Origin of the sequence: Aquimarina sp. AU474, assembly GCF_900312815.1 — a bacterium.
In the GTDB taxonomy this organism is placed as follows: Bacteria; Bacteroidota; Bacteroidia; order Flavobacteriales; family Flavobacteriaceae; genus Aquimarina.
Map to the genome: position 1 here is coordinate 1,332,135 of NZ_OMPE01000009.1, position 25,576 is coordinate 1,357,710.

The 25,576-nt window shown below is 34.6% G+C and carries 13 protein-coding genes and 1 tRNA gene; 6 read left to right on the plus strand and 8 right to left on the minus strand.

The features are described 5' to 3' along the window. The first annotated feature begins 115 nt into the window (after nt 1-115). The 4 genes from DK508_RS19315 to DK508_RS19330 all read left to right on the plus strand — a co-directional run bounded on the left by DK508_RS19315 (nt 116) and on the right by DK508_RS19330 (nt 16,554). Nucleotides 116-3,364 (plus strand): RICIN domain-containing protein, encoded by a 3,249-nt coding sequence (locus DK508_RS19315; RefSeq protein ID WP_109302422.1) that lies wholly within the window; start codon nt 116-118, stop codon nt 3,362-3,364. 264 nt (nt 3,365-3,628) lie between these two features. Then, a complete protein-coding gene (locus DK508_RS19320) occupies nt 3,629-10,033 on the plus strand; it encodes a glycoside hydrolase family 48 protein (protein ID WP_109302423.1) in 6,405 nt (2,134 codons plus the stop codon). Between the two features lie 66 nt (nt 10,034-10,099). Then, nucleotides 10,100-12,544 (plus strand): cellulase family glycosylhydrolase, encoded by a 2,445-nt coding sequence (locus DK508_RS19325; protein WP_109302424.1) that lies wholly within the window; start codon nt 10,100-10,102, stop codon nt 12,542-12,544. A gap of 125 nt (nt 12,545-12,669) precedes the next feature. Then, nucleotides 12,670-16,554 (plus strand): carbohydrate-binding protein, encoded by a 3,885-nt coding sequence (locus tag DK508_RS19330; protein ID WP_109302425.1) that lies wholly within the window; start codon nt 12,670-12,672, stop codon nt 16,552-16,554. Nucleotides 16,555-16,619: 65 nt separating this feature from the next. Here the strand turns inward: DK508_RS19330 and DK508_RS19335 are convergent, their stop codons facing one another. From DK508_RS19335 to DK508_RS19345, 3 genes are read right to left on the minus strand one after another with little or no spacing between them, the layout of a single operon-like run. Beyond that, nucleotides 16,620-17,804: a lipopolysaccharide assembly protein LapB gene (locus DK508_RS19335; protein ID WP_109302426.1), complete on the minus strand. Its 1,185-nt coding sequence runs from the start codon at nt 17,802-17,804 to the stop codon at nt 16,620-16,622. Continuing rightward, nucleotides 17,794-19,779 carry a M56 family metallopeptidase gene (locus DK508_RS19340; protein WP_109302427.1) on the minus strand — a complete coding sequence of 662 codons (1,986 nt, stop codon included), beginning with the start codon at nt 19,777-19,779 and terminating at the stop codon, nt 17,794-17,796. The genes DK508_RS19335 and DK508_RS19340 overlap by 11 nt, the downstream gene beginning before the upstream one ends. A 28-nt stretch (nt 19,780-19,807) precedes the next feature. Next, complete coding sequence (locus DK508_RS19345) at nt 19,808-20,167, minus strand: BlaI/MecI/CopY family transcriptional regulator (RefSeq protein ID WP_109302428.1); 360 nt, start codon at nt 20,165-20,167, stop codon at nt 19,808-19,810. 99 nt (nt 20,168-20,266) lie between these two features. Here DK508_RS19345 and DK508_RS19350 point away from each other — a divergent pair, with 99 nt between their 5' ends. Further along, on the plus strand, nt 20,267-20,797 hold the full coding sequence (locus DK508_RS19350) for a DUF456 domain-containing protein (protein ID WP_370443860.1): 531 nt from the start codon (nt 20,267-20,269) through the stop codon (nt 20,795-20,797). A 36-nt stretch (nt 20,798-20,833) separates the two neighbouring features. Continuing rightward, nucleotides 20,834-21,235, plus strand: coding sequence for a hypothetical protein (locus DK508_RS19355; RefSeq protein ID WP_109302430.1), 402 nt, complete (start codon nt 20,834-20,836; stop codon nt 21,233-21,235). Nucleotides 21,236-21,312: 77 nt separating this feature from the next. Here DK508_RS19355 and DK508_RS19360 read toward each other — a convergent pair whose 3' ends face one another. The 5 genes from DK508_RS19360 to DK508_RS19380 form a co-directional block, all read right to left on the minus strand. Then, the gene (locus DK508_RS19360) at nt 21,313-21,522 is read right to left on the minus strand and encodes a hypothetical protein (RefSeq protein WP_109302431.1); all 210 of its coding nucleotides are present in this window, start codon (nt 21,520-21,522) and stop codon (nt 21,313-21,315) included. Nucleotides 21,523-21,944: 422 nt separating this feature from the next. Continuing rightward, nucleotides 21,945-22,018, minus strand: a tRNA-Asp gene (locus DK508_RS19365). Nucleotides 22,019-22,104: 86 nt separating this feature from the next. Then, complete coding sequence (locus DK508_RS19370; protein ID WP_109302432.1) at nt 22,105-23,034, minus strand: DUF58 domain-containing protein; 930 nt, start codon at nt 23,032-23,034, stop codon at nt 22,105-22,107. Nucleotides 23,035-23,114: 80 nt separating this feature from the next. Continuing rightward, a complete protein-coding gene (gene trxA, locus DK508_RS19375) occupies nt 23,115-23,432 on the minus strand; it encodes a thioredoxin (protein WP_103865399.1) in 318 nt (105 codons plus the stop codon). Between the two features lie 369 nt (nt 23,433-23,801). After that, nucleotides 23,802-25,178 carry a hypothetical protein gene (locus DK508_RS19380; protein ID WP_235016439.1) on the minus strand — a complete coding sequence of 459 codons (1,377 nt, stop codon included), beginning with the start codon at nt 25,176-25,178 and terminating at the stop codon, nt 23,802-23,804. Nucleotides 25,179-25,576 lie beyond the last annotated feature (398 nt).

Genomic DNA, 25,576 nt, shown 5'->3' on the forward strand with positions numbered 1-25,576 from the left:
TTTTTAATTGGTTGTCTAATCTAACGAATTCTAAAAAAATATACTCGATTTATAGAACTAAAAAAAAGTTCTAGAATATTACAATTATTTTAATTTTAAACTAACTGAAACGATCATGAAAACTTTTAAAACCCTTTTCCAAAGAGGAATAATGATGTTTTTATTCCTCATTGTATCTTCTTTGTATGCGAAAAACATTTATGTCGCCAAAAATGGGAATGATAATAATCTTGGGACACAATCACAACCCTACAAAACGATAGCAAAGGCTTCTTCGGTGGCACAACCCGGAGATGTTATTATTATTAGTAAGGGAACTTATGAAGAAACGGTCAAACCAGCTAGGTCTGGTCAGGCTGGTTTACCCATTACCTATACCTCAAAAGATGGTGAAAAAGTAATTATCTCGGCGATGCAAGCTTTAAGTGGCTGGCAAAGAGATAATGGAGCCATCTATAAGGTAAAAGTAAATTGGGATTTAGGACAAGAAAATTTTGTAATGAACGGAAATACAGCAATGGACTTAGCTAGATGGCCTAATAATTCTGATGGTGAACCGTTTACGCTAAACTCTTTGAGGAACGATGGAGGAAGTGGCTCTAATGTAGTAAACAATGCTTATTTAACATCATCACAAATACCAGGTATAAATTGGACTGGTGGTTCTGTCTTTTTTTATGGAGATAAACCAGGATCAGGCTGGATCGCTTGGAAAGCTTTTATCACTAGTAGTGCTGGAGGAAGAGTAAATTTCAATTTGGATAAAAACCCTACTTGGATACGTACTTTTCATGCTCCGGCCGATAAAGGGGATTTTTATCTGGAAGGAGTTAAAGGAGCGTTGGATTATCAAAATGAATGGTGGTTTAATGCACAAACTAAAGAGTTATTTGTGCAAATTCCTGGCGGCGGTGCACCAGCTAATGGATTAGTACAAATGAGAAGGAGAAAAATAGCAATCGACCTTAATGGTCGAAGTCATATTGAAATTCGAAACTTGGCTGTATTTGGAGGCGCTATAGAATTAAAGACAAATTCTAATAATAATAAACTATATGGAGTTTCTTCTTTCTACGGAAACCATACACAAGGAGTTTTCAGAGGTTTTAATGCGGGTAAACCGAGTGTCGAGGTAAATGGAACAAGAAATATTATCGAACAGTGTGAGATTGGTTTTAGTGCTGCAACAGGGCTGCGCCTTGGGGGGAAATTTAACGAATTACGAAATAGTTACATTCATGATTTTAATTATCTGGGGTCCTATGATGCTCCATTAGTAGCTAGAGGAGGAACAGATAATAAGATTATTGGCAACACGATTTTTAATGGAGGTAGAGATGGTATTAATTTTAATGGAAACCGTTGTGAAGTAGCTTATAACGATGTGTATAAAAGTAATTTAATAGCAGATGATTGTGCTACATTTTATACGGTAGGAGGGCCTCAGAATACCGAAATACATCACAATTGGTTTCATGATACAGCCTCAAGAGGTTCTAAGAGAAAAGCAGCGGGTATATACCTAGATAATGATGCTGAAGCATTTTCAGTACACCATAATGTAGTGTGGAATGTAGAATGGACTGGAGTTCAAATTAATTGGAATGGTAAAGACATCGATATCTTTAATAATACTTTGGTAAAGACAGAAGGTGGAGCAATGGGAGCTTGGCATAAAGAAGGAACAGCTTTTTCGAATGTTAAGGTTTGGAACAATATTGCAGATGTTAGAACAGAAGATGACCCTTCTACACAGGAAGATGAAGGTACTTTCGAAAGAGATGCGGATAAACAAAATAATGTAATTACTCAATCAGGATATACTAATTATAACGGAAATAAATTTACACTAAAATCTAATTCTCCTGCTGTAAACGCTGGTAGAAGAATATCAGGTATAACTGATGGTTTTATTGGATCAGCACCAGATGCAGGTGCTTATGAATTCGGAGGAGAAAATTGGGTTCCTGGAATTAAATGGAACCCTGTTTTAGGTCCTACAGGTAATGGTTGTTATGGATTACCTGGCGAGAATTGTAATGATACCACTATTCCTGATGAGATAGCATTTGTAAATGCAACAACTACAGTGCCATCGCAAACCACATATGACTTTGAAGTAAAATATAGCGCAAAGATTAAAAGAGAGATTGTGGTAGAGTTCTGGTCTTCCACCAATTGGTTGGGACAAAAGAACGTAGAAGTAGAAGCTGGCACAAGAACCGTAAATGTTACAGTTGATTTGCCTACAGCTCCTACTCCTGGCACAGGTTATGTTTACAAAGCACATATCCGCCCAGTAAATACTTCTTGGCAAGATGCATTAAATCGAGATCAAGTTAATAATGTAGTAGTAGAAGACGTAGTTGTTTTTGAAGACAAGATAGCCTTCAAAGATGCACTAACTACAATTAATCCATCAAATTCTTATGTTTTTAATATGCAATATTCTGCAGCTACCGATCGAGAAATTGTAGTAAGTTTCTGGAAAAACAATAATTGGGTAGCCAGTAAAGTAGAGCGCGTATCTAAAGGAACAGGTGCTAAATCGATAACAATTAATTTACCATCTTCTACTACTCCTGGAAATAATTATTCCTATAAATCTCATATCCGCCCGGTTGGAACCAGTTGGCAACAAGCTTTGGATAATGATCAGATCAATAATGTATCTGTAGTTTCACTTAACCCACAGTTAATTGCAGATGGAGATTATTTTATCACTGCTATCGAGAATAGCCAAAGATTATTGGCTAGAGGTTTAGAAAATCATAGCGCTAGAATGCACGCTCCAGCAAATTATGATGATCAAAAATGGGTGTTTACGCACTTGGGCGATAACGTTTATGATATTAAAAACATAGGAACAAATCGCTATTTAGAAGTACCCTATGCTCGTTGTGGTAATGGAGAGAATGTAAGTACTTGGTCTGATGCCCGTGATAATCATAAAAAATGGAAAGTGATGGGTAACGGAAGTGGATCGTATTCATTAAAACCTATGCATTGCCTAGAAAGCGCATTGGATCGAGCAGACGGAAATGTAAATGCAAATGTTCAAATCTGGGATTTTATTGAAACGAATACAAATCAGAAATGGAAGATCCTTGGTGTAGATAAAAACAAATTAAATAATCAAAGTGATCGTATTTCTGGACTTTTTCCAAACCCAACACAGGATATTGTAACGATTGTAGGTCAATATACTGGCGAAGAGATTATCATCTATAATTTATTGGGAAAAATAGTAAAATCTATTACAGCTAAATCTGCTAAGGAAGAAATTTTTGTATCTGATTTAGAAGCAGGAGTGTATATAGTTTCTATTGGAAGTACGTCTAAACTGCAATTAATCAAAGAATAATTAACAACCGAAAATCAAAAAAATATAAAGGTTAAATCGTATAAAGTTTACGGTAAAACATTGTCTATAAGTTATTGATTTATAACTCTTTATAAACAGAAGGGTTGCGTTTAGAATTTACGTCTTTATGCAGATAATGAATACCTAATTTAAATTCATTATATCAAAAACAAAATCATCAACCCCTGAAGATTTAGCTTTTTGAAATGGAGCTTAGTTTTATTAACGACAACCAAAAATACAAACTTAACACTAACATTAATCATGAAAAAATTTAACAAGTCATGCTTGGTTTTGTTACTGTATTTTTTTTACAGTACACTAACGGCACAATTCAATTATGGGGAAGCACTTCAAAAGTCGCTTTTCTTTTATGAAGTTCAACAATCTGGAGAGTTACCAGATTGGAATAGAGTATCCTGGCGAGGAAATTCTACCACTAATGATGGATCTGATGTAGGATTAGATCTTAACGGGGGTTGGTTCGATGCAGGGGATCACGTTAAATTCAATTTTCCAATGGCCTTTAGTGTCACAGCTTTAGCTTGGGGAGGAATAGAATATGAAGATGCCTATAGAAATAGCGGTCAGTTGGATATTCTTAAAAGAAACTTACGTTTCGTAACTGACTATTTTTTAAAATGTCATACTGCACCTAATGAATTATGGGGGCAAGTAGGTAATGGAGGAATTGATCACTCTTGGTGGGGATCACCAGAAGTTTATCCTCAACCTAGACCTTCATATAAAATCGATGAGGCTAATCCTGGATCTGATCTTGCAGCAGAAACTGCAGCGGCAATGGCTGCAGTAAGTATTTTATTAAAAGACGATGATCCGGTTTATAGTGCGACATTAATAACACATGCAAAGCAATTATACAATTTTGCAGACACATTTAGAGATGAATATTCAAACTCTATTACTGATGCTGCGGGTTTTTACCGATCTTTTAATAGTTATAAAGATGAGATTGTTTGGGGTGCAATATGGTTATATAGAGCAACTAATGACCCTCAATATTTAACCAAGGCCGAAGCTGAATATGATAATATGCAGCGCGAGGGACAAAGTGCTACTGCAAAATATAAAGAAGCATTCTCTTGGGATGATAAAGCTTATGGAGCCTATGTTTTGCTGGCTCAAATCACAGGAAAAGATAAGTATAAGCAAGATGCCGAACGTAATTTGGATTATTTTACTATAGGAGTAAATGGTGAGGTAGTACCAAAAACTCCAGGAGGCCTACCGCACTTACGCCCTTGGGGAACAATACGATATGCTTCAAATCAATCCTTATTGGCCTTGATTTATGCAGATAAAGTAACTTCTGACCCTGTTAAACAAGCAAGATATACTGGTTTTGCCAAAAATATGGTGGATTATGCATTAGGTGACAATCCTATTAATAGAAGCTTTATGAATGGTTTTGGTAATAATCCAGCCAATGATCCGCACCACAGAGGTAATAGTGGTAACTGGACTAATAGTGATAGTGGACCTCCGGTTGATGCTAGTCATATTTTATACGGAGCCGTAGTAGGAGGCCCTAAAGAACCTAATAGTGATGCATTTGAAGATGATAGAGGAGAGTTTATCGCCAATGAAGTAGCTTGTGACTACAATGCTTGTATTACTGGCGTATTAGCAAGAATGCAAGGAGAATTTGGAGGAACTCCATTACCTAATTTCCCTGTGCCAGAAGTGCCTAGCAGGGCTGAAATTCGTTCATTTTCAAAATTTAATAGTAATAACAATTTTGGAACAACCATTAGTATCAATGTTCAAAACAGATCTGCATGGCCTGCAAGAGCAACAGATAAGTTAAGTTATAGATATTATTTTGACATTGCCGAAGGTATTGCTGCGGGAAAAACAATTGCGGATTATGATGTACAATTAAACAATATTGGTGGTACTGCTAAAATGGCCGTAAAACCTTTAGGAGGAAGTGTGTATTATGCAGAAATTACAGACCTCCCGTCTATTGCACCTACTGGAGACCCTGCATTTAGAACCGAGACTCAAATTAATATCAGAGTTCAAAATGGTACTCCATATGATACAGCTAATGATTGGTCTGCTCAAGGATTAGGAGGAACGGCCTTAGAAAGTATTAATATTCCGGTGTATGATAATGGGGTGTTAGTATTTGGTAATGAACCTGGTGGCGGTAATATACCTACTGCTTCATTTACAGCTACGCCAGAATCTGGTTTGGCACCTTTAGAAGTGTCTTTTAATGCATCTGCATCTTCTGATCCTAATGGAGATGTATTATCGTATAACTGGAATTTCGGAAATAGTGAAACCTCTTCTTTGGTTGATCCACAAACTACTTACTCTGAAGCAGGTTCTTATTTGGTAACGCTAACCGTAACTGATGGACAAAATACCTCTTCTGAAGTAAGTACAACAATAACGGTAACCGATGGTAGTCCTATTGCTTCATTTACCGCTACTCCAGAATCTGGTTTGGCACCTTTAGAGGTATCTTTTGATGCTTCGGGGTCATCTGATCCTACAGGAGGAAACTTAACCTATAACTGGGATTTAGGTGGTGGAGATACGTCTACAACAATCACAACTTCTAAAACGTATACAGAGATAGGACAGGTAACCGTAACACTAACGGTTACTAATCAAAGTGGTAAAACCGATTCTGTAACCAAGGTAATTAACGTAACCGATGGAAATATAGGAGATTGTTCTTTTGGTACACCGATAGCAACATCGTTACCATCAATAAATTCGGCTTTTGAGAACATATATGTACTTGGCAATGGAGGTCCAAATTTGAACAACGTCGCTAATTTTACAATTAATTGGGATGGTGATAATAACGGATTGTATCAATTTTCTATGAATACTAGCGATGGCAATCCAAGTTATTGGAATGATTTTTTATCAAAAATCACTCAAAATTTTAATACCTCACAACCTGAGTTAACATTATCAAATACAGGATTTACTGGACTAGACGGAAGTTATTGGGTTACTATTGATGGGGGTAATTTTGTAATGGTTTCCAAAACTGGAGGCTTTACTATCTATTTTAGTACTTCTGGAACAGCTCCTCAATGCGGTGAAGATAGCCCACAGGTTAATGGTGGAACGATCTCAGGAGGACCATTTGCTTTTGATGTAGGAGATGGTGTTGCAGATAATGTTTCGGGTGTAACATTGGTGGGTAATATAGGTGAGACTAATCAATGGATTGTAACAAACGACCAAGGTTCTATTTTAGGGTTACCACCAACTCCAGAGGCCGTTGATTTTGATGAAGCAGGAGCAGGAAGTTGTTTTATCTATCATTTAAGTTATAATGGAGCAATAACAGGACTTACGGCTAATGCAAATATTTCAGGCTTATCTGGAGCATTTGATTTATCAAATAGTATCGAAGTCATAAGAAACCCAGTAATAACAACTCCAACTGTTGATGGTGGGGTAATTTCAGGAGGGCCGTTTTCATTTCAAGTAGGAGATGGTGTTGCAGATAATGTTTCGGGTGTTACGTTAACAGGTAATATAGGAGAAACTAATCAATGGATAGTAACCGACGACCAAGGTTCTATTTTAGGGTTACCGCCAACACCAGAAGCAGTTGATTTTGATGGTGCAGGTGTAGGAAGTTGTTTTATTTATCACTTAAGTTATAACGGAACAATTACAGGACTAACTGCAGATGCAAATATTTCTGGTTTATCTGGAGCATTTGATTTATCAAATAGTATAGAAGTTGTAAGAAACCCAGTTGTAATTGGAGGTGATTGTTCTTTTAACACTCCAATTTCTCAGGCATTATCTGCAATCAATGCCAAATTTGAGAATATTTATGTACTTGGTAATGGAGGTCCAAATCTAGATAATATAACTAATTTAACTATTAACTGGGATTTGGCAAATAATGGATTGTACCAATTTTCGATGAGTACTAATAATGGTACTCCTGATTGGTATAATGATTTTACAGGAAATACCACACAAAATTTCAATAGTTCACAACCTGAAGCAACACTTTCTGGTACAGGAATAGCAGGATTAGATGATTCGTATTGGGTAACTTTAGATTCGGGTAATTTTGTGATGGTTTCTAAATCAGGAAACTTTACACTTTATTTTAGTAACTCTGGGACTGCACCTGATTGCGGAAGTACTGGAGGTAATACAGATCCTGTTGCAGATATTTCTGCAACTCCTATTTCTGGAGAAGCTCCATTGTTAGTTTCATTTGATGCTTCTGGATCGACTGATGCTGATGACGATGCACTTACGTATAGCTGGGATTTTGCAGATGGAAATACCGGAGATGGAGTAACAACAGAAAATACATTTGCTACCAAAGGGACTTATGAAGTTACGCTTACCATTACCGATGGAAACGGAGGAGAGGATACGGCCGTAATTACTATTACCGTAACAGATGGTGATATTATTATCAACCCACCAACGGGAGACAATGCATATATAGATCGTTTCATTGAGATGAGAAATGAAATTTATGATCCTGCGAATGGATATTTTAGTGCAGATGGATCACCTCACCACTCTATTGAAACCTTAATTGTCGAAGCACCTGATTATGGTCATGAATCAACGAGCGAATTGTACTCGTACTGGTTATGGTTAGAAGTTATGAACGGTAGAGTTACCGGAGATTGGACTCCTCTTGCCAATGTTTGGGATAAAATAGAACAATTTATTATTCCAACGGCAGCTGATCAACCAACCAATGCAGCTTATAATCCAGCATCTCCTGCGGCTTACGCAAGTGAATTTCCTTTACCTAGCGATTATCCTGCGCCACTTAATTTTAGTGCACCTGTAGGCTCAGACCCTGTATCGTCGGATCTTACCGCTGCTTATGGAGCAGATATTTATCAAATGCACTGGTTGTTAGATAATGACAATTTCTATGGTTACGGTAATAGAGGAGATGGAGTTAGTACACCTTCTTATATCAACACATTCCAGAGAGGAGAACAAGAATCGGTGTATGAAACGATACCACATCCATCTTGGGAAAGTTTTGATTGGGGTGGTGCAGATGGTTATTTGCCATTATTTATTGAAGATCAAAATTATGCAAAACAATGGAGATATACTAGTGCTCCAGATGCCGATGCTAGAGCCGTTCAGGCAATGTATTGGGCTCAAATTTATGCCAAAGAACAAGGAGCAAGTATAGGAAGCCTTGATTTAGATAAAGCTTCGAAAATGGGAGATTATTTAAGGTTATCAATGTTTGATAAGTACTTTAAACCTCTTGGTGTTCAAAGTGCTACTAGTGGAGCGGGATCCGGATACGACAGTGCTCATTACTTAATGTCATGGTACATGTCATGGGGTGGTTCTGCAGATCCTGCTTCACAATGGGCATTTAGAATTAGTTCTAGTCACTGCCATTTTGGATATCAAAATCCAGTAGCTGCTTATGCGTTAACGCAAGTAGATGAACTAAAACCAAAATCTCAGAATGGAGAACGAGATTGGTCGGAGAGTTTAACCAGGCAAATGGAGTTTTACACTTGGTTACAGTCTAAAGAGGGTGCTATTGCTGGAGGTGCTACAAATAGCTGGAATGGAGATTATAGTGTTTACCCTGCAGGAAAATCGACGTTCTATGATATGGCATTTGATAAGGATCCTGTATATCATGATCCAGGAAGTGGCACATGGTTTGGATGGCAAGCTTGGTCAATGGAACGTGTTGCAGAATATTACTACATCACTAATGATCCAATGGCTAAAAATTTAATGGATAAATGGACTTCATGGGTAAAAAGTGAAGTAAGGCTTATTGGTACAGGTGATTTTGAAATCCCTGCTACCCTTGAGTGGACCGGAGAACCAGATACTTGGAACTCGAGTAATCCTGGTAGTAATAGTAATCTTAGCGTAACAGTTACCGATTATGGTAAAGATTTAGGTGTAGCGGCGTCTATGGCCAAAGCCCTAATTTATTATGCAGCAGCCACACAGAAATATGCAACTTTGGATACAGATTCTCGTGATCTTGCAAAAGAAGTTCTCGATAGAATGTGGAATACGTACAGAGATGATAAAGGAGTTTCTTCTCCTGAAGATAGAGGAGATTATAAACGAATCTTCGAAGAAGAAGTTTATGTTCCACAAGGATTTACAGGTACAATGGCTAACGGTGATGTTATTCAGCCTGGAGTGTCGTTTTTAGATATTCGTTCAGGATTAAAAAATGATCCAGACTATGCAAGATTGAAAACTGCATATGATGCTGGTCAAGATTTTACACAACGTTATCACAGAAGTTGGGCGCAGATGGAAGTAGCCTTGGCAAATGCCGAGTATGGTTTTTTCTTCGGAAATGATACAACCACGGGAGCCGCTGTAGTCGAAAATCAAGTGAATGTATCTATAAGTCCAAACCCTGTTAGCTCAGGATTTATTAATGTAGCCGTTAAAGGGGTCACGAACTTTAATGGAAAAAGTACTGCAAAGGATTTGGCTATTGCAAGTATCCGATTAGTAGATTTATCAGGTAACATAGTAAGAAGCAAGAATATTAAAAATAGACAACAAATTCAGGTTCGTTTGGCTGTAGATGGTCTTCCATCTGGGGTATATGTTCTTGAAGTAATAGATCATGTTTATAAAGAAAGGTCTAGGAGAAAAGTAATTTTAGAATAATAGCATGTCTAGAATAAGGAGAGGGGTATTCGTGCTCCTCTCTTTTTAAAATTAAACTTACATACGATGAAAAGTAAAATTATATATATAAAACGCATCCTGATCTTAATATTGGTGATGCTAAGCTTTACCAATTTATCCGCACAACAACAAAATTTCCTATCTGTTTCAGGAAACAAATTGTTTGATACTACCGGTAAAGAAGTAAGATTAACTGGGGTTAATTGGTTTGGTTTTGAAACTTCTTTATATAGCCCACATGGTTTATGGGCTCGAGATATGAAAAGTGTATTACAGCAAATCAAAGATCTAGGATTTAATACTATTAGAGTGCCTTGGTGTAATGAAATGTTAAACCCAGGAGCTACAATTAATATCGCTTCATTTGGTTCAGATCCTTATACAGGAATTTCGCCAATGAATGAAGAAGAATCTAAAATCAATAAACCCATTGAACTAATGGATATTTTGGTGCAATGGTGTCAAGAAAATGATATTAAAATTATACTCGATAATCATTCTAGAGCTGCAGATGGTTTTTTAAATGAAGCATTTTGGTATACAGATCAATATTCTGAAGAAAGATGGATTAGCGATTGGGTTTTTATGGCAAACAGATATAAGAACTTCTCTACCGTAGTGGGTATGGATTTAAATAACGAACCTCATGGATCTTCTTGGGGAAATAGTAATCCAGCTACCGATTGGAATAAAGCTGCAGAAAGATGCGGAAATGCTGTTCTTGAAGTAAATCCTAATGTCTTAATTGTAGTTGAAGGAGTAGGAGAGTTTGAGGGTGATTCTTATTGGTGGGGAGGACAATTAATGGGTGCAGAAAAATATCCTGTTCAATTATCTAGTCCAGATAAATTAATGTATTCTGCTCATGAATATGGACCAGAAGTAGCACCTCAAGATTGGTTTACCGCAGCTAATTTCCCGCAAAATATGTCGCAAATATGGAAAGATCATTTTCATTATTTATACGAGAACAATACTTCTCCGTTGTTTATAGGAGAATTTGGAATTAAAGATCAAGATGCTTTTGGTGGTACAGCACTTACATGGTTTACAGAATGGGTGGATTTTATGGGAGATATATATTCATGGACATTTTGGACAATGAATCCAAACTCTGGCGATACCGGTGGTATTCTGGCAGATGATTGGTCTACTGTTAATCAATGGAAAATGGATATACTTAAAACTCATTTTGCCCCTTTAATCCCTAATGTTGTAGGAGGAAATGGTAATCGTCCGCCAATTGCAGGATTTACTACAAATATTTCTTCGGGAGATGCTCCTTTAACAATCCAATTTGATGGCTCGAGCTCTACAGATCCAGATAATGATAATCTTAGCTATTCTTGGGATTTTGGAGATGGTACAACTACAACAGGAGTAGATACATCTCATCTGTTTGATCAACCAGGAGTATATCAAGTAGCACTTACAGTAAATGATGGATCTTTAAATGATACCGAAATTAAAACTATAACGGTTAATGATCCGGATAATACAGTTATTGTAACTGCAAATATATCACCTAGTGATTTTGATGGCGTAGCTCCTATAACAATTTCATTTGATGGTTCTGGTTCTTCAAGCTCTGATGGGAGTACTTTAAGTTATACTTGGGATTTTGGTGGTGGAACAAACGGAAATGGTGTAAACGTGGTTCATGAATATACCAATGCAGGAAATTATACGGTTAATCTTACCGTAACTAACCAAAATAGTGTTTCTGATACAGCTATTGTAAATATTACGATAACAGAATCTATAGAAGCTGATCTTGTTCTAGAATATAAGGATGGAGGGCAAGGAAACGCTACTGATAACATGATCAATCCTCATTTTAGAATAGTGAATAATGGAAATCAGGCAGTAGATTATCAAGATATTACTATAAGATATTGGTTTTCTTCTGAAGAGAACAACACTCTTAATTTTTGGTGTGATTGGGCTCAATTGGGAACGAGCTTTGTTAATGGAACCTTCTCAACTTTAAACGGGATTGATTATTTAGAAATGTCGTTTGATACTGCTGCAGGAAGTATTGCAGCATCAAATAATTCTGGACCTATCCAAGCAAGATTTGCCAAGGCTAATTGGACACCTTTTGATGAAAACAATGATTACTCTTATGATAATTCTAAAATGTCATTTATGTCGCATGATAGAGTTACGTTATATCTTAATGGAAGTTTGGTTTGGGGTATTGAACCAAGCGGAAATCAACTTGTTAACCCAAGTAATGAATTGAAGTTTATTACAAGCCCTAATCCTGTTACTAATATTATTAATGTGTCTAGTAATCAAAGTTTAGAAAACACCAGAATTCGATTCATGGATCTTACAGGAAATAGTATTCAACTAAAACATATCAAAGAAAAACAGAATAGCACCAGTTTTTCTGTTGAAGGAATACCTTCGGGACTCTATATTATGGAGGTTATGAATTTTACAACCAATAAAAAAATTAGAAAAAAGATTGTCATAAACAAATAGTAAACCCTAATCAATGAGAGAAGCCTTTGTGCTTCTCTCTTCTACCCCTAGTTATACAGATTTAGTTGTCAATGAAAATTAATTACTAACTCATAAATCAAACGTTTAACTAGATTTTTTTAATTATGAAACTTAACAAACTCAAATTTTTAATTGCTTTTTTCCTTTTAGGGAGTATAGCATACGCCCAAACTCCAGAGGGAGAACTAAAAAGATGGCATAAAGTCAGCTTGACCTTTAATGGCCCCAATACCACAGAAGCCTCAAACCCTAATCCATTTTCAGATTATAATCTGGAAGTTACCTTTACTCATGGGGGAAGTAATAGAAGTTATAAAATACCAGGTTATTATGCAGCTTGTGGTAATGCCGAAAACAATGGTTGTACATCGGGTAATAAATGGAGAGTGCATTTCTCTCCTGATCAAACCGGAACCTGGAACTGGTCTGTATCTTTCAAGCAAGGATCTAATGTTGCTATCAATGGTGGCGGATCTGGTGCAGGTTTTATGAACGGTGCCACGGGTACTTTTAACGTTGCCGAATCTGATAAATCCGGAAGAGATTTTAGAGGTAAAAACCTTGGAAGATTAAAATATGTAGGAGAACATTACTTACGGCATATTGGAACAAACCCCTCGAACCCTAATGGTCCTTGGTTTGTGAAAGCGGGAGCGGATTCTCCTGAGAATGCTTTTAACTATGTAGATTTTGACGCAACGCCAAGCTACAATAATAACCTAAATAAAATAGGAAATAAAACTTGGCAACCCCATCAAAGAGATTATGTCACTGCTGATGCGAGTACATATACTTGGGATAATGGAAAAGGAACAGAAATATTAGGAATGCTTAACTACTTATCGGGTCAAGGAGCTAATGTAATGTCTTTTTTAACATGGAATACTGCTGGGGACGGAGGAGCTGTTTTTCCGCATACCTTAAAGGTGTCAGAACAAGAATATGGTAACACTCCAAGAGGACAACAGTGGAATAAAGTAAATAAAGATCGTTTTGATGTTTCTAAATTAGCGCAATGGGAAAAAGTCATGGAATATGCGGATAAAAAAGGAATTTACCTGCATTTTAAGACTATGGAGACCGAAAATGACAATAAGATGGATGGAGATAATTTTGGTAGAGAACGTAAATTATACTATCGAGAACTTATTGCAAGATTTAGTCATCACCTAGCGTTAAATTGGAATTTAACAGAAGAAACAACTTTAAAGGATAATGTGGCTAAAGCAGCTGCTTCCTATATTAAAAATATCGACCCTTATGATCATAATATTGTGATTCATACATACCCTAATCAACAAGATCAAAGGTATAATCCATTGCTTGGGAACAATTCTGAATTAACTGGAGCTTCTGTTCAAACGGATAAAAGCAAAGTTCATAATGATATTAAAAGATGGGTAGAAAAATCACGAAATGCTGGTAAAAAATGGATTGTTGCAAATGATGAGCAAGGTAATGCTTCAATTGGTGTAAGAGTTTCAGACAAAGAAGTTCGACATAGAGTACTATGGGGAACACTTATGGCAGGAGGAGCTGGAGTTGAGTACTATAGTGGTTATACCAATGATGATGGAGATATTAATGGAAATGATCATAGAAAAAGAGGAAAAAAATATCAAGAAGGAGGATATGCTCTTGCCTTTTTTAATAACAACTTACAATCTGATATGGTGGATATGGTAAGTGCAGATGGAGTAACTTCAGATAATAACGATTATGTATTAGCAAAAGCTGGAGAAGTATATGCAGTATACCGACCTAATGGAGGATCTACTGGGCTTAGTTTACCTTCGGGAAATGGAAATTATGAGGTGCAATGGTATAACCCTCGCTCTGGAGGAAATCTTACCTCACAAGCAACTTTAGGAGGTAATCTTGTAGCACCAGATAACAATGATTGGGTTGCATTAATCAAAAAGAAAGATGGCGGAGGAGATCCTGATGGATGCATACCTCTTGAACAAAATGGGGTTGTAGCTGTAGAAGCCGAGAATTTTGATAGCCAATCTAAAACGGCCAAAAGAGAGTGGTATGTACTTAATGGAAGCGGATCTACTCCTAATCCGGATCCAGATCCGGATCATTCTAATGGTGCAAGTGCTAGTGGGTATTTAGAAATATTGCCAGATACTAGAGTAACACATTCTGATCCACTTATTAACGGAGAGAGTTTTTCTAACACTGCTGGAGAAGTAGCTATAATTAATTATAGAGTAAAATTTACAACAGCAGGAAAATATTTTGTTTGGGTTAGAGCTCATTCAACTGGAACTGAGGATAATGGAGTTCATGTTGGTCTTAACGGAAACTGGCCGGCTTCAGGAAACAGAATGCAATGGTGTTCTGGTAAAAATGAGTGGACATGGGAAAGTAAACAACGAACAGGTGCTAATCATTGTGGAGAAGCGCAAAAGATATTTTTAGATATCCCTTCGGCAGGAGTACATACGATTTCTTTTTCTATGAGAGAAGATGGATTCGAAATGGACAAATTTGTATTATCCAAAAGTTATACAAAGCCAACAGGAACAGGACCTGCAGTGGTTCTGTCAGATTGTACAGAAAATGACAAACCACAGGTTAATATTACATCTCCTTCTAATGGAAATAGTTTTGAAGTTGGAGAAACTATATCCTTCGCAGCAAATGCATCTGATACCGACGGAACTATTGAAAAAGTAGAATTCTTTCTCAATGGAAATTTGTTAGCTACAGAAAACGTTGTCCCTTATGAAACTACTACCACAATCGATATCACAGGAAATTATACTATAACTGCAAAGGCAACTGATAATGAAGGTGCTGTTACAACTTCTGATGAGGTGAGTATACAAATTATAGATGGTACACCACCGATAAGCACTGTGGATATACCAGGCATATTTGAAGCAGAGAATTTTAGTGCAAAATCAGGTAGTGTACGTATCGAAAATACCCCAGGAACATCCAATAAGAACTTAGGGTTTATTAAAAACGGAGATTATACTGAATATGTAGCCAATGTGAGGGCTACGGGAGAATACACCTTTGATTTTTATGCGTCAAGTGCTGGAGTAGGTGGGCAAGTAGATGTGATCGAAGATGGTACTAAGGTAGGTACTGTCTCTATCCCTGTTACTGGGCAATGGCATGATTATAAAAAATATACGATAAATATTCCTCTTTTATCAGGAGAAAAAACAATTCGATTGTTGTATAAAGGAGCTGCAGGTTATCTGTTTAATATAGATAAAGTGGTTACTACTAGCATAACACCTGTAGAACAAACCGTTACATTATCTCCGATTCATGATGCGTATTTGCAAGGAGCAACTCGAAATAATAGTGATATTATTAGAGTAGAACAAAATAAGAGAACAGCATACCTTATGTTCGACCTTTCTTCAATCAATGGAACTATTACGAGTGCTCAATTAAAATTTAAAGTAGCCTCTGATCCTGGTAATGGCAATGTGAATGTGAACAAAGGGAACACAAACAATTGGACAGAAAATAATTTGTCTAATAGCAATAAGCCATCTACAGGTGCGATGCTAGGAAATCTTAATGCTACTTATGATTTAGGAGACAATAAAACAATTAATCTAAGTGCTGGTTCTATATCTGGAGATAAGGTTACATTGATTTTAAATATGTCTTCTGGTAATGATTTTGCTTTTTCATCAAAAGAAAATGCAGTTAACTCACCTCCGCAATTAGTAATTACTTATGTATCTAATCTTGCCGTTAGAGAAGCTGTAGATAACACTAATATTAAAGCTTTTCCAAATCCTATGACTGATATGCTTAATATATCGGGAGTAGCTAAGGGATCAAGAGTTAAGATATTTAATTCTATAGGTATACTGCAAAAAGAAATAATTGTAAAAGACGGACAAAATGCTATAAATGTTAGCGAGTTGCCATCGGGATATTATATTTTGAATGTTTTAGAGCAAGATAAAGCAAACAAAACTATAACGACTAAGAAAATAATTAAAGAATAATAAAAGATGAATTAATGAAAAGAGGTTATCTATTGATAACCTCTTTTTTTGTTTTTAAAGCATACTTAATTAAGGTTATTCCTTAATTTGGTTGTATTGGTATTAATTTCTTCTTCAAGTTGGACAATCCTTTTTTCGATTATATTATTAAAGTATCTTCTTTTTTTATCCTGCCCAAACTTGGTTAAGTATTCGTTATAGTATTTGAGTTTAATTTTTGGATCCTTATAATAAGCATCTGCAAACATTGCTAATTGATATTGAGCTCTATCATACTTCGGATTTTCATTGAGGGATAATTTCGTATATTTTATAGCTTTCTCCCAATCCTCTTGAAATCGATATACTAAAGCTATTGAAAAAAGTTCTTCTTCAATAGGTAGGTTTTTCAATGACAATGCTGTTTTGTAGTATTCCAATGCTTTGTCATAGTTTTCTGTTCTTTGATACGCATAGGCTAACATAGAATACCGCTCTGGGATTTTGTTATTATATTTTAATGCTTCCGTAAAATGAACAATAGCTTCTTTAAAATTATTAGTCTGGTTATAGCATAGGCCTAGTTTTGAGTGAACAAACTCATTTTTATGGTTTAATGCTAGTAATTTCTCAAAATAAGGGAGTGCACCATAATAATCTTTTCGCAAGAGGAAATTTTGCCCTAAAATACTTATTAACTCAACGTTTTCTGGATAAGAATGTAACCCGAGATTTGCAGTTTCCCAAACCATATCATAGTTTCTCTTTTTAAGATAGTACTTAGAGATTTGAAAACAACTTTTTTGATGTGTACTATCTAATGAAAAAGCTTTTTTAAAATAAGTAATTGATGTAGAGTCTTTCAATAATTTTTTAGCAATTCCTAATCGATATTGAAAATTTGGATTTGTTGGATAATCACTGGCTAGTATTGAATATACACTATCCGCTTTGATAAACTTACGTGTGGTTGTGAGTAATTTGGCGTACTCATATTTTGTAACAGCATCAGATGAATATTCTGTAATCGCTTTTTTATAATATGAAAGAGCATCTGTGTAGGTTCCCTTGGCTCTATGGGCTTTTGCAATTTGAAGAAGAATATATTGATCTTTTGGCGTGACTTCCTGATATTTTTGGATCGCATTTGAAAAATCATCCAAATGATATAAACTATCGGCAACTGCAAGCGCCGGAGACTGAGCATTAAGTATAGAAACTAGCCCAAGTAATGATATCAGTAATATGTTAGTCTTAATGTTACTTGCCATTTATTTTTAATATATATAGGTCACCATAAAACCTACCGTTAAAATTATTTAAAAGCATCTTTTTGGCTTCCTCTAATTCATCATACCTATCTAAGTAAACATAGAAATACTTGTCTTTTGGGTTTTTAAAACTTTTTACAGGAAGCCCTATGTTCTTAAGGTTTTTTAACCCACGTTGATAATAAGAATCATGCTTAAAAATATTAGAAATCAGATAATAACCTGATTCGATATCATGATTCTCGCTATCGGTAAGTGTTTCTGTAAGGATTTGTTGATCACTAATCCTAGTGATATTGTTCTTTCTAGTTTCCGATTTGTACGCTTGGTTTTCTGATTCTTCTTTTGGGATATTAATAACAATAGGTAAGGAGTATAAGACTTCTACTTTTTCTCCATTTAATTCACCAGGAATCATTTGCGGGAGCATTGCAATTACTCTTTTTGCTTCGGTCTCTGTCTGTGGGAGTGGGCCTCGGGCTTGTATATCCACAATATTACCTAAAGTATCTATTTTAAATCGCACATAAATACGATTAATACCAACGAGCCCATTGTCTTTTAAAACATCGGTTTTAAAATTTCTATTGACAAGTTTTTTAATCTCATCAGATACACATTTTTTTATTTCACTACTATTAGTTAATTCTGCACATTTTTTGGTGCTAGGAACCTTATCTACTTTAGCAAATGGTATGGCATCTTTGCTAGTATTGGTTGATTTTGGTTCTTGTTTTTTTTCGTCGGTTAATGTTATGTTCTTATCTTTTCCGGTTTCAATAAATTCGTTATAAGACCTATTTATACCTTTAAGAAGTTGTTTGGCTGAGTTTTCTTCTTCTGGTGATAATTCATTATTTTTTCTTGCTTTTTTTAAGTGTTGTTGAATGATGTATCCAAAAAATACTTGAGTTTTAAGATAACTTTCTCGCGAGATAACACCATTTTTATTTTCTAAACTAAAAGCTCCATTAAGTTCTTCAAGAGAAGCATTATTGCTAACCATTTCTGCAAGTTCTTTTTTAAACTTCTTTATTAAAGCAGCATCCAAAGAATCATTTTCTATTTCTTGAACTATGATATTACCGGTTTTTTGATGATATTTATTTTCTGAAAATGAAGAGAAAATGATCATTGTTATTAAAATAGGAATAACCATAATGTATTTGAATTTGGCTATCTTTTTTGATTTGTTTTTTTGTAGCATTGCTATGCGTTTTTTAAGTAATGAGCGACTAAAGAATTGATTTATAAATGCAATGTCTTCTGTGTCAAAAACAGTATGAAGTAGTTGTTCGTAATATTTTTTCCTCCCTAAAATGACAATACTTTTGGCATCGGCGATAAATTCATGTAAAGAGTTTAATTTAGATTGATAGATGTATACCAAGGGATTAAACCAAAAGATAATTTTGAGTAATTCACACCACAATAGATCAAGAGTATGCTTTTCATTAAGATGAACAATTTCATGAATAATAATCTGTTCCTTTTCGTGATTGTCTATTTGATCGCCCATATATATAGTGTTCCAAAAAGAAAAAGCATCTTTACTATTAGGTATGATACATAAGTGATATGTATTTATTTTTTTAAGTGTTGATTTTCTTCTAAGTTTTTGAAGCTTGTAATTTTTTTTCACAAACAAAAAGAGCATAACAAATACTCCTATTCCATATACTAGAAATAACCAGTTTATTTGACTGTAAAAAGGGTTGGTTTCAATAATATTTGATACAGATGTGGATGGATTTTGTTCACCAATAATAACCGCGGGAAGAGAAACCACATATTCTTCAGGAATAACTTCTCTCACGCGATCAATCTTTATAAACGGAAGGATAAGAGATAATATTGAAGTAAAAAGGAGATAAGCCCTATTTAAAGAAAAGAAAGTATCCTTTTTATGAAAAATATCATACACAACTAAAAAGAATAGTTGAAAAATAACCACATATAATATATACTGTAACATAATTTTCGGATTATAAATTTTTAATCGATTATTGTTCTTTATCGAGTTCTTTCAATATGTTTTCTAAATCCTTAATATCCATATCATTCTTTTTCACAAAAAAAGAAACCATATTTCTAAAAGAACCATTGAAATAATTATTCATTAATTTGTTAATAGATTGATTGCTATACTCTTCTTTTTTAACCAAAGGATAATAAATGTATCCTTTTCCCTTTTTTCGATGAGATACAAACTTTTTGTTCTCTAATATTCTAATGATTGTAGATATCGTATTGTAAGCGGGTTTTGGTTCGGGCATTTGCTCCACTATAGAAGCTACGTTTGATTCTTCTAATAACCATAGTAGTTGCATTACCTCTTCTTCAGCTTTGGTGAGTTGTTTCATATAAATCGTATTCAACTAATTTTTTAGTTCTAAAAACAAATATAACTAATAATTTAGTTATAACTAATGATTTAGTTGAAAAAATGTAACAAATAAGAGATGAATTCGTCATATAGACAAAACACTTATATGGATATAGCCCTGATCATCATTGGATTTCTATTTTGCCTTATAGGCTTGGTAGGAAGTTTTTTACCTGTGTTGCCAGGACCTTTTACTTCTTGGATTGGTTTGTTAATCCTACATTTTACTGATGCTATACCACAAAATTGGACATTTTTGGGGATTACTTTAGGAGTTTCTATTATTGTTTGGGTATTGGATTATATAGTTCCGGCGCTGGGAACGAAAAAATTTGGAGGTACTAAATATGGAATGATTGGCAGTTCATTAGGCCTTATTGTAGGAATAGTTTTTATGGGGCCTTTAGGAATCATTATTGGTCCATTTGCGGGGGCTTTTCTTGGTGAACTTATAAGAGATAGTTCAGAGTCTTCAAAAGCTCTTAAGGCTGCATTTGGATCGTTTATCGGATTCTTGGCAGGTACTTTTATTAAGTTTATTGTATGCATTGCTTTTTTGATTCTTTTTATTCAAGAAGTCTGGAATCATTGGGGAAACTTGTTCTAGAAAAAATGAAATAGATTTTTTGTAAAAATTAAAACTATGAATAGTGAGCAATCTATAGAATTGTTTACCGCTATAAATATAGGTGTGGTAGGCTTATCTCATTTTCTACAACCCAAAATATGGATCGATTTTTTCGTGTTTCTATATAAACATAAGAACATAGGTAATATTATAAACGCTTTGATTGCCTTAGGAATGGGGTCTTTAATTGTTTCTTTTCATTTTATTTGGGAATGGCCTAAAATTTTGATTACAGTATATGGGGTTTTACAAATAACTAAGGCTTTGATGTATTTGATAAAACCATCAATAGGTATTGCTAGTTTAGCAAAAGTAACTGTTAAGACAGGGTATAAATTTAGATGGGCTGGATTACTTATGTTTTTGATGTCTCTTTTGATACTATATTCCTTATGGATAGAAGGAGTGTTTGTATAGAATTAATAGATAAAACACTACTATAAATTAAAAAAGCTCTCTTTTGAGAGCTTTGCATATTCCTTAATAATCTGGTATTAGCAACCTAAGCCTGATACCGATGGAGAACCATCAGGGCAATTCAAGTCACAACTCACTTGTATTATTTCTAGTATTCCTTGATTATTAGGAACAATGCAACCACAACAAAACCTAAAATCTATTGGTGGTAACATACCTCCGTTAATTTCTTTTTGTTGTTTTGAAGAGAGCATTTTTGCTCCTTTTAGATTTAATATATTTTTCATGATAATGGTTTTAAGCACCCTTTTAATTACAAATAAATATATTGCCAAGGGTATATTATAATGATTTAAATATATGAATACTAGCTCTTAAAAAAAACGCTAAATACTATTATGTTAGCGCTTTACATCCCTATTTTGGATAAAATGAGGTACTGTTATTGCATAAACAAACAAGAAGCAAAAAATATGTAGACACAAGAACATTAAGTTGTCCAGAATGGATTTGGATGGATTAAAAGTAACTCTATATTTTATAGATTTAAAAAGTAGTTTTTCCTGAAATTAAAAAAAGCCTCTCCAAATTTATATGGAAAAGCTTCTCATTGGTTTACTACTAAACCACTCACGCTTGGCGTGAGACAACACAACATTTTTAATTGCCAAAAAAAGCTTCAATTAAAATTGAAGCTTTTGCAATTTTGCGGTCTGGACGGGACTCGAACCCGCGACCCCCTGCGTGACAGGCAGGTATTCTAACCAACTGAACTACCAGACCAAGGCCTTATTGCGGATGCAAATATACACCTCATTTTATTTCCCACAAATGTTTTTTTTGTTTTTTTTAAATTTAATATTTTCAAATCAGGTAAATTTCTGCCTTTCAACCAAATATGTTGTCAATATTTTATCAAAATCTTTTGTAGTATCTGCCAAAACATACTTTATACCATATTGAGCACATTTCATTTTTAAATCATAAAAATAGGAAGTGACCTCCTTTTGATAATTGTTTTTAATATTATCCGCATATACATTGATATGTTCTCCGGTTTCAACATCTACAAAACGAGTAGGGCGATTGCTAAAATCAAAATTAATTTCTTTTTCACTATCAATCGTATGAAATAAGATTACTTCATGTTTATTGTATTTAAGGTGTCTTAAGGCTTCGAATAGTTTTTCAGGGCTCGAAGTTGCCTGAAACATATCTGTAAATAAGAAAATCAAAGATCTACGATGTATTTTTTCTGCAATCTGATGTAAAAAACGATATGTCTCAGTATTCTTGTCTGTCGAGCTGTTAAGTAAGGTTTGATTTAAACTATTTAAAAGCATTTGATGATGCCTTTCGCTTCCTTTTTCGGGAGCATAGTAATCATACTTATCACTATAAATACTTAAACCAATAGCATCTCTTTGTTTTTTTAAAATATTCATTAGACAAGCAGTTGCCAAAACAGCAAAACTAATTTTATTTAGAGAGCCTAAATGGTGTTCTTTAATTTTTGGATAGTGCATAGAAGAAGAGTTGTCAATAATAATATGACATCTCAAATTTGTTTCTTCTTCATAACGTTTGGTAAAAAGCTTATCGGTCTTAGCAAAGAGTTTCCAGTCAATATGTTTGGTACTTTCACCGTTGTTATAGACTTTGTGTTCAGCAAATTCTGCAGAAAATCCATGAAAAGGACTTTTGTGCATCCCCGAAATAAAACCTTCGACTACTTGTTTGGCTAATAACTCTATATTAGTGAAGCCGCCAGTTTTATTTATCTCTTTTTGAATATCCATAAATATTGCAGATTTCTGTGAAAATAAAAAAGGTTTGACCAATTGTCAAACCTTTTTTATTTTTTATGACTAAAGATCTCTTATAAAAGAGAGTCTAAAGCTTCTGCATATACGTTTTTTGGAGATACTCCTACTTGACGACCTACTACTTCTCCATTCTGGAAAACTAATACTGTTGGAATATTTCTTACTCCATATTTAGCAGCAAATTCTTGATTAGCATCAACATCTACTTTACCTACAACTGCTTTTCCGTCATATTCGTCACTAATTTGTTCGATGATAGGACCTACCATTCTACAAGGTCCGCACCATGCAGCCCAAAAATCAACTAATACAGGTTTATCACTTTTTAGGACTACTTCATCAAAAGTAGCGTCTGTTATTTCTAGTGCCATAGTTATTTATTGTTTAAAAAATTCTTATTTATTTTAATACTCACAAAATTAGTCAATAATTCTGCCAAAGCTTACATGCGTAATATTTGTTTTGACTATATAGCTATTTGATTTTCTGATGTCAAATATAATATTAAATAATTCTGTTAAAGAAGAATTGTTTTAATCTTTCGGTTTTTAAATATTATAAACTCTATTAAATATATTCTTAAGGCAACTAGGAAATCATATATTTCATTGATGTTTTTTTATCCTAGAGGGTATTATATGTGATAGAGTTATTGGATGATTTTTGGAGGAATAGAAAAAAGCTTAGAAGTACAATGACAACTAAGCTTTATAAAATTTCGATTAACCTTTGCGTTAATTTTAATTGTTACGAGGTAATCCAATCTGAGTACCAATAACACTTGCATTGGGTTGCGTAATAACAGGGCAGTTTATTATTGCTCCCGTAGCAGTTAATAAGTCGGACAAAGAATTTGCTAGAGGACTAGGATTAGCATTTCCTCTAAATGGAATTAAAATACCTTCTTCTAAAAGTTGATTTACTTGATCAAAACTTCTTAATATTGGGCGATTTGCTTCGGGAATTGTAAATTCAGTAACATGCGCATCCCACATTGGAGCATATCTTTCATCTCTAGGGTCAATAGGGAAAGTATTTGTTGGGTCTTGTACTTGTTGATCGCTTAAAGAAGCAGTATTTAGGCCTTGTACTCCAAAACCATCTGTATCTGTGGTTCTGCCATTTGCTGTAGGACTAAAAGGTAACATAGATCCTCCTGGAAATAATCCAAATGTTGGTAAAAGAGCTAATCGCGGAGCAAAAACTCCCAACTCTATAGTTGCAGGTCCTGGATCTGAAGTATCTGTAACAATATGGAAATAATACGGTTTTCCATCTTGCCATCCATCCAAAAGCTGCATTACAACTGAAGCTTGATTAATAGCTAGGTTAGGATTATTTAAATCATCTTGATCTTGGATACTGTTCCCATTTGGATTTGGAATCCTATCGTGAATACCAGTACTATTTGCTACTAATTGTGCATTAATAACAACACCACTTGGAAGTACTACATAAGAAGACCATTTAGAATCTGCAATAGCACCTGGATTAGCTTCTGCTGGCGGGAAACCAAATAATAATCCATCTGCAGGTCCTGTAACCAAAGATCTTTTTGGTGAAAAATCTACAGATCCTTCAAAAACTAATCTTCCTCTACGATTGAAATAGGCATTTTGTTCACCTCCTGATCCTACTGATGCAGCCATTCTAGGAGAAAAAATGACTCCTAATTTTTTGGCCATAAATTTATCTGATGCTTCGGTAATTACATAATACCCTTCTCTAAGACTTCCATTAGGTAAAGTTTCCCAACCTTTAAACATGGGGAACCTTGCTGTAGGTCCAGCAGGAACGACAGATCTATCTATCCTGAAATCAATTCCTAAAACACTTGGTAAAAAAACATTTTGAGACTCTGTGAATCTAAGTGCAGGATTAAAAAAGTTAAACGGGATTCCTCCATCTTTACGAATACTACTTAATAATATTTTGGCTTCTTTTAAAGCTCTTAATGATTGAAAGAACCCTTTGGTTTGCGCTTCTTTTTCTAAGGCGTCTTCCGCTGTTTCACTTATGGTTAATTGATCTTCTGTAATAATATTATCATCTGTACTACAGGCCGCGAATAATGAGATGGCGAAAATACTTAAAAGTATGGTTTTAAAATTTTTCATTTTTTGTGTTTTTAATAGTTATATTCTAAAAAATTTGAAAAAAGAAAACAATTGGCCAATCGTTTTTGAAAATATCAAAAGGTTTTAAGGTTTGATATGAGTTGAGACGCTATCAATTTTTTATACTTACAAGAAGTAATTTTAAAATAAAATGAATAATGTAGTTTTAACCTCTGTCAATTTTGGATTTTATTGATTTTAAAGGTTTTACAAGGTAAATGGGTGAGAAGTGAATTTTTAATAAAGGATTTTTTTAACAAATAATTACCATGTTTTCACACTTTTTATGAAAGCCCTAAAATTTTATAAGTGTTAGATAGCTAACGTGTTAAGTGGTCTTTTTTGGCTATTTAGGGATCACAATGAAAATATCCATTTTTGGTTTAAAAAAAATCAAT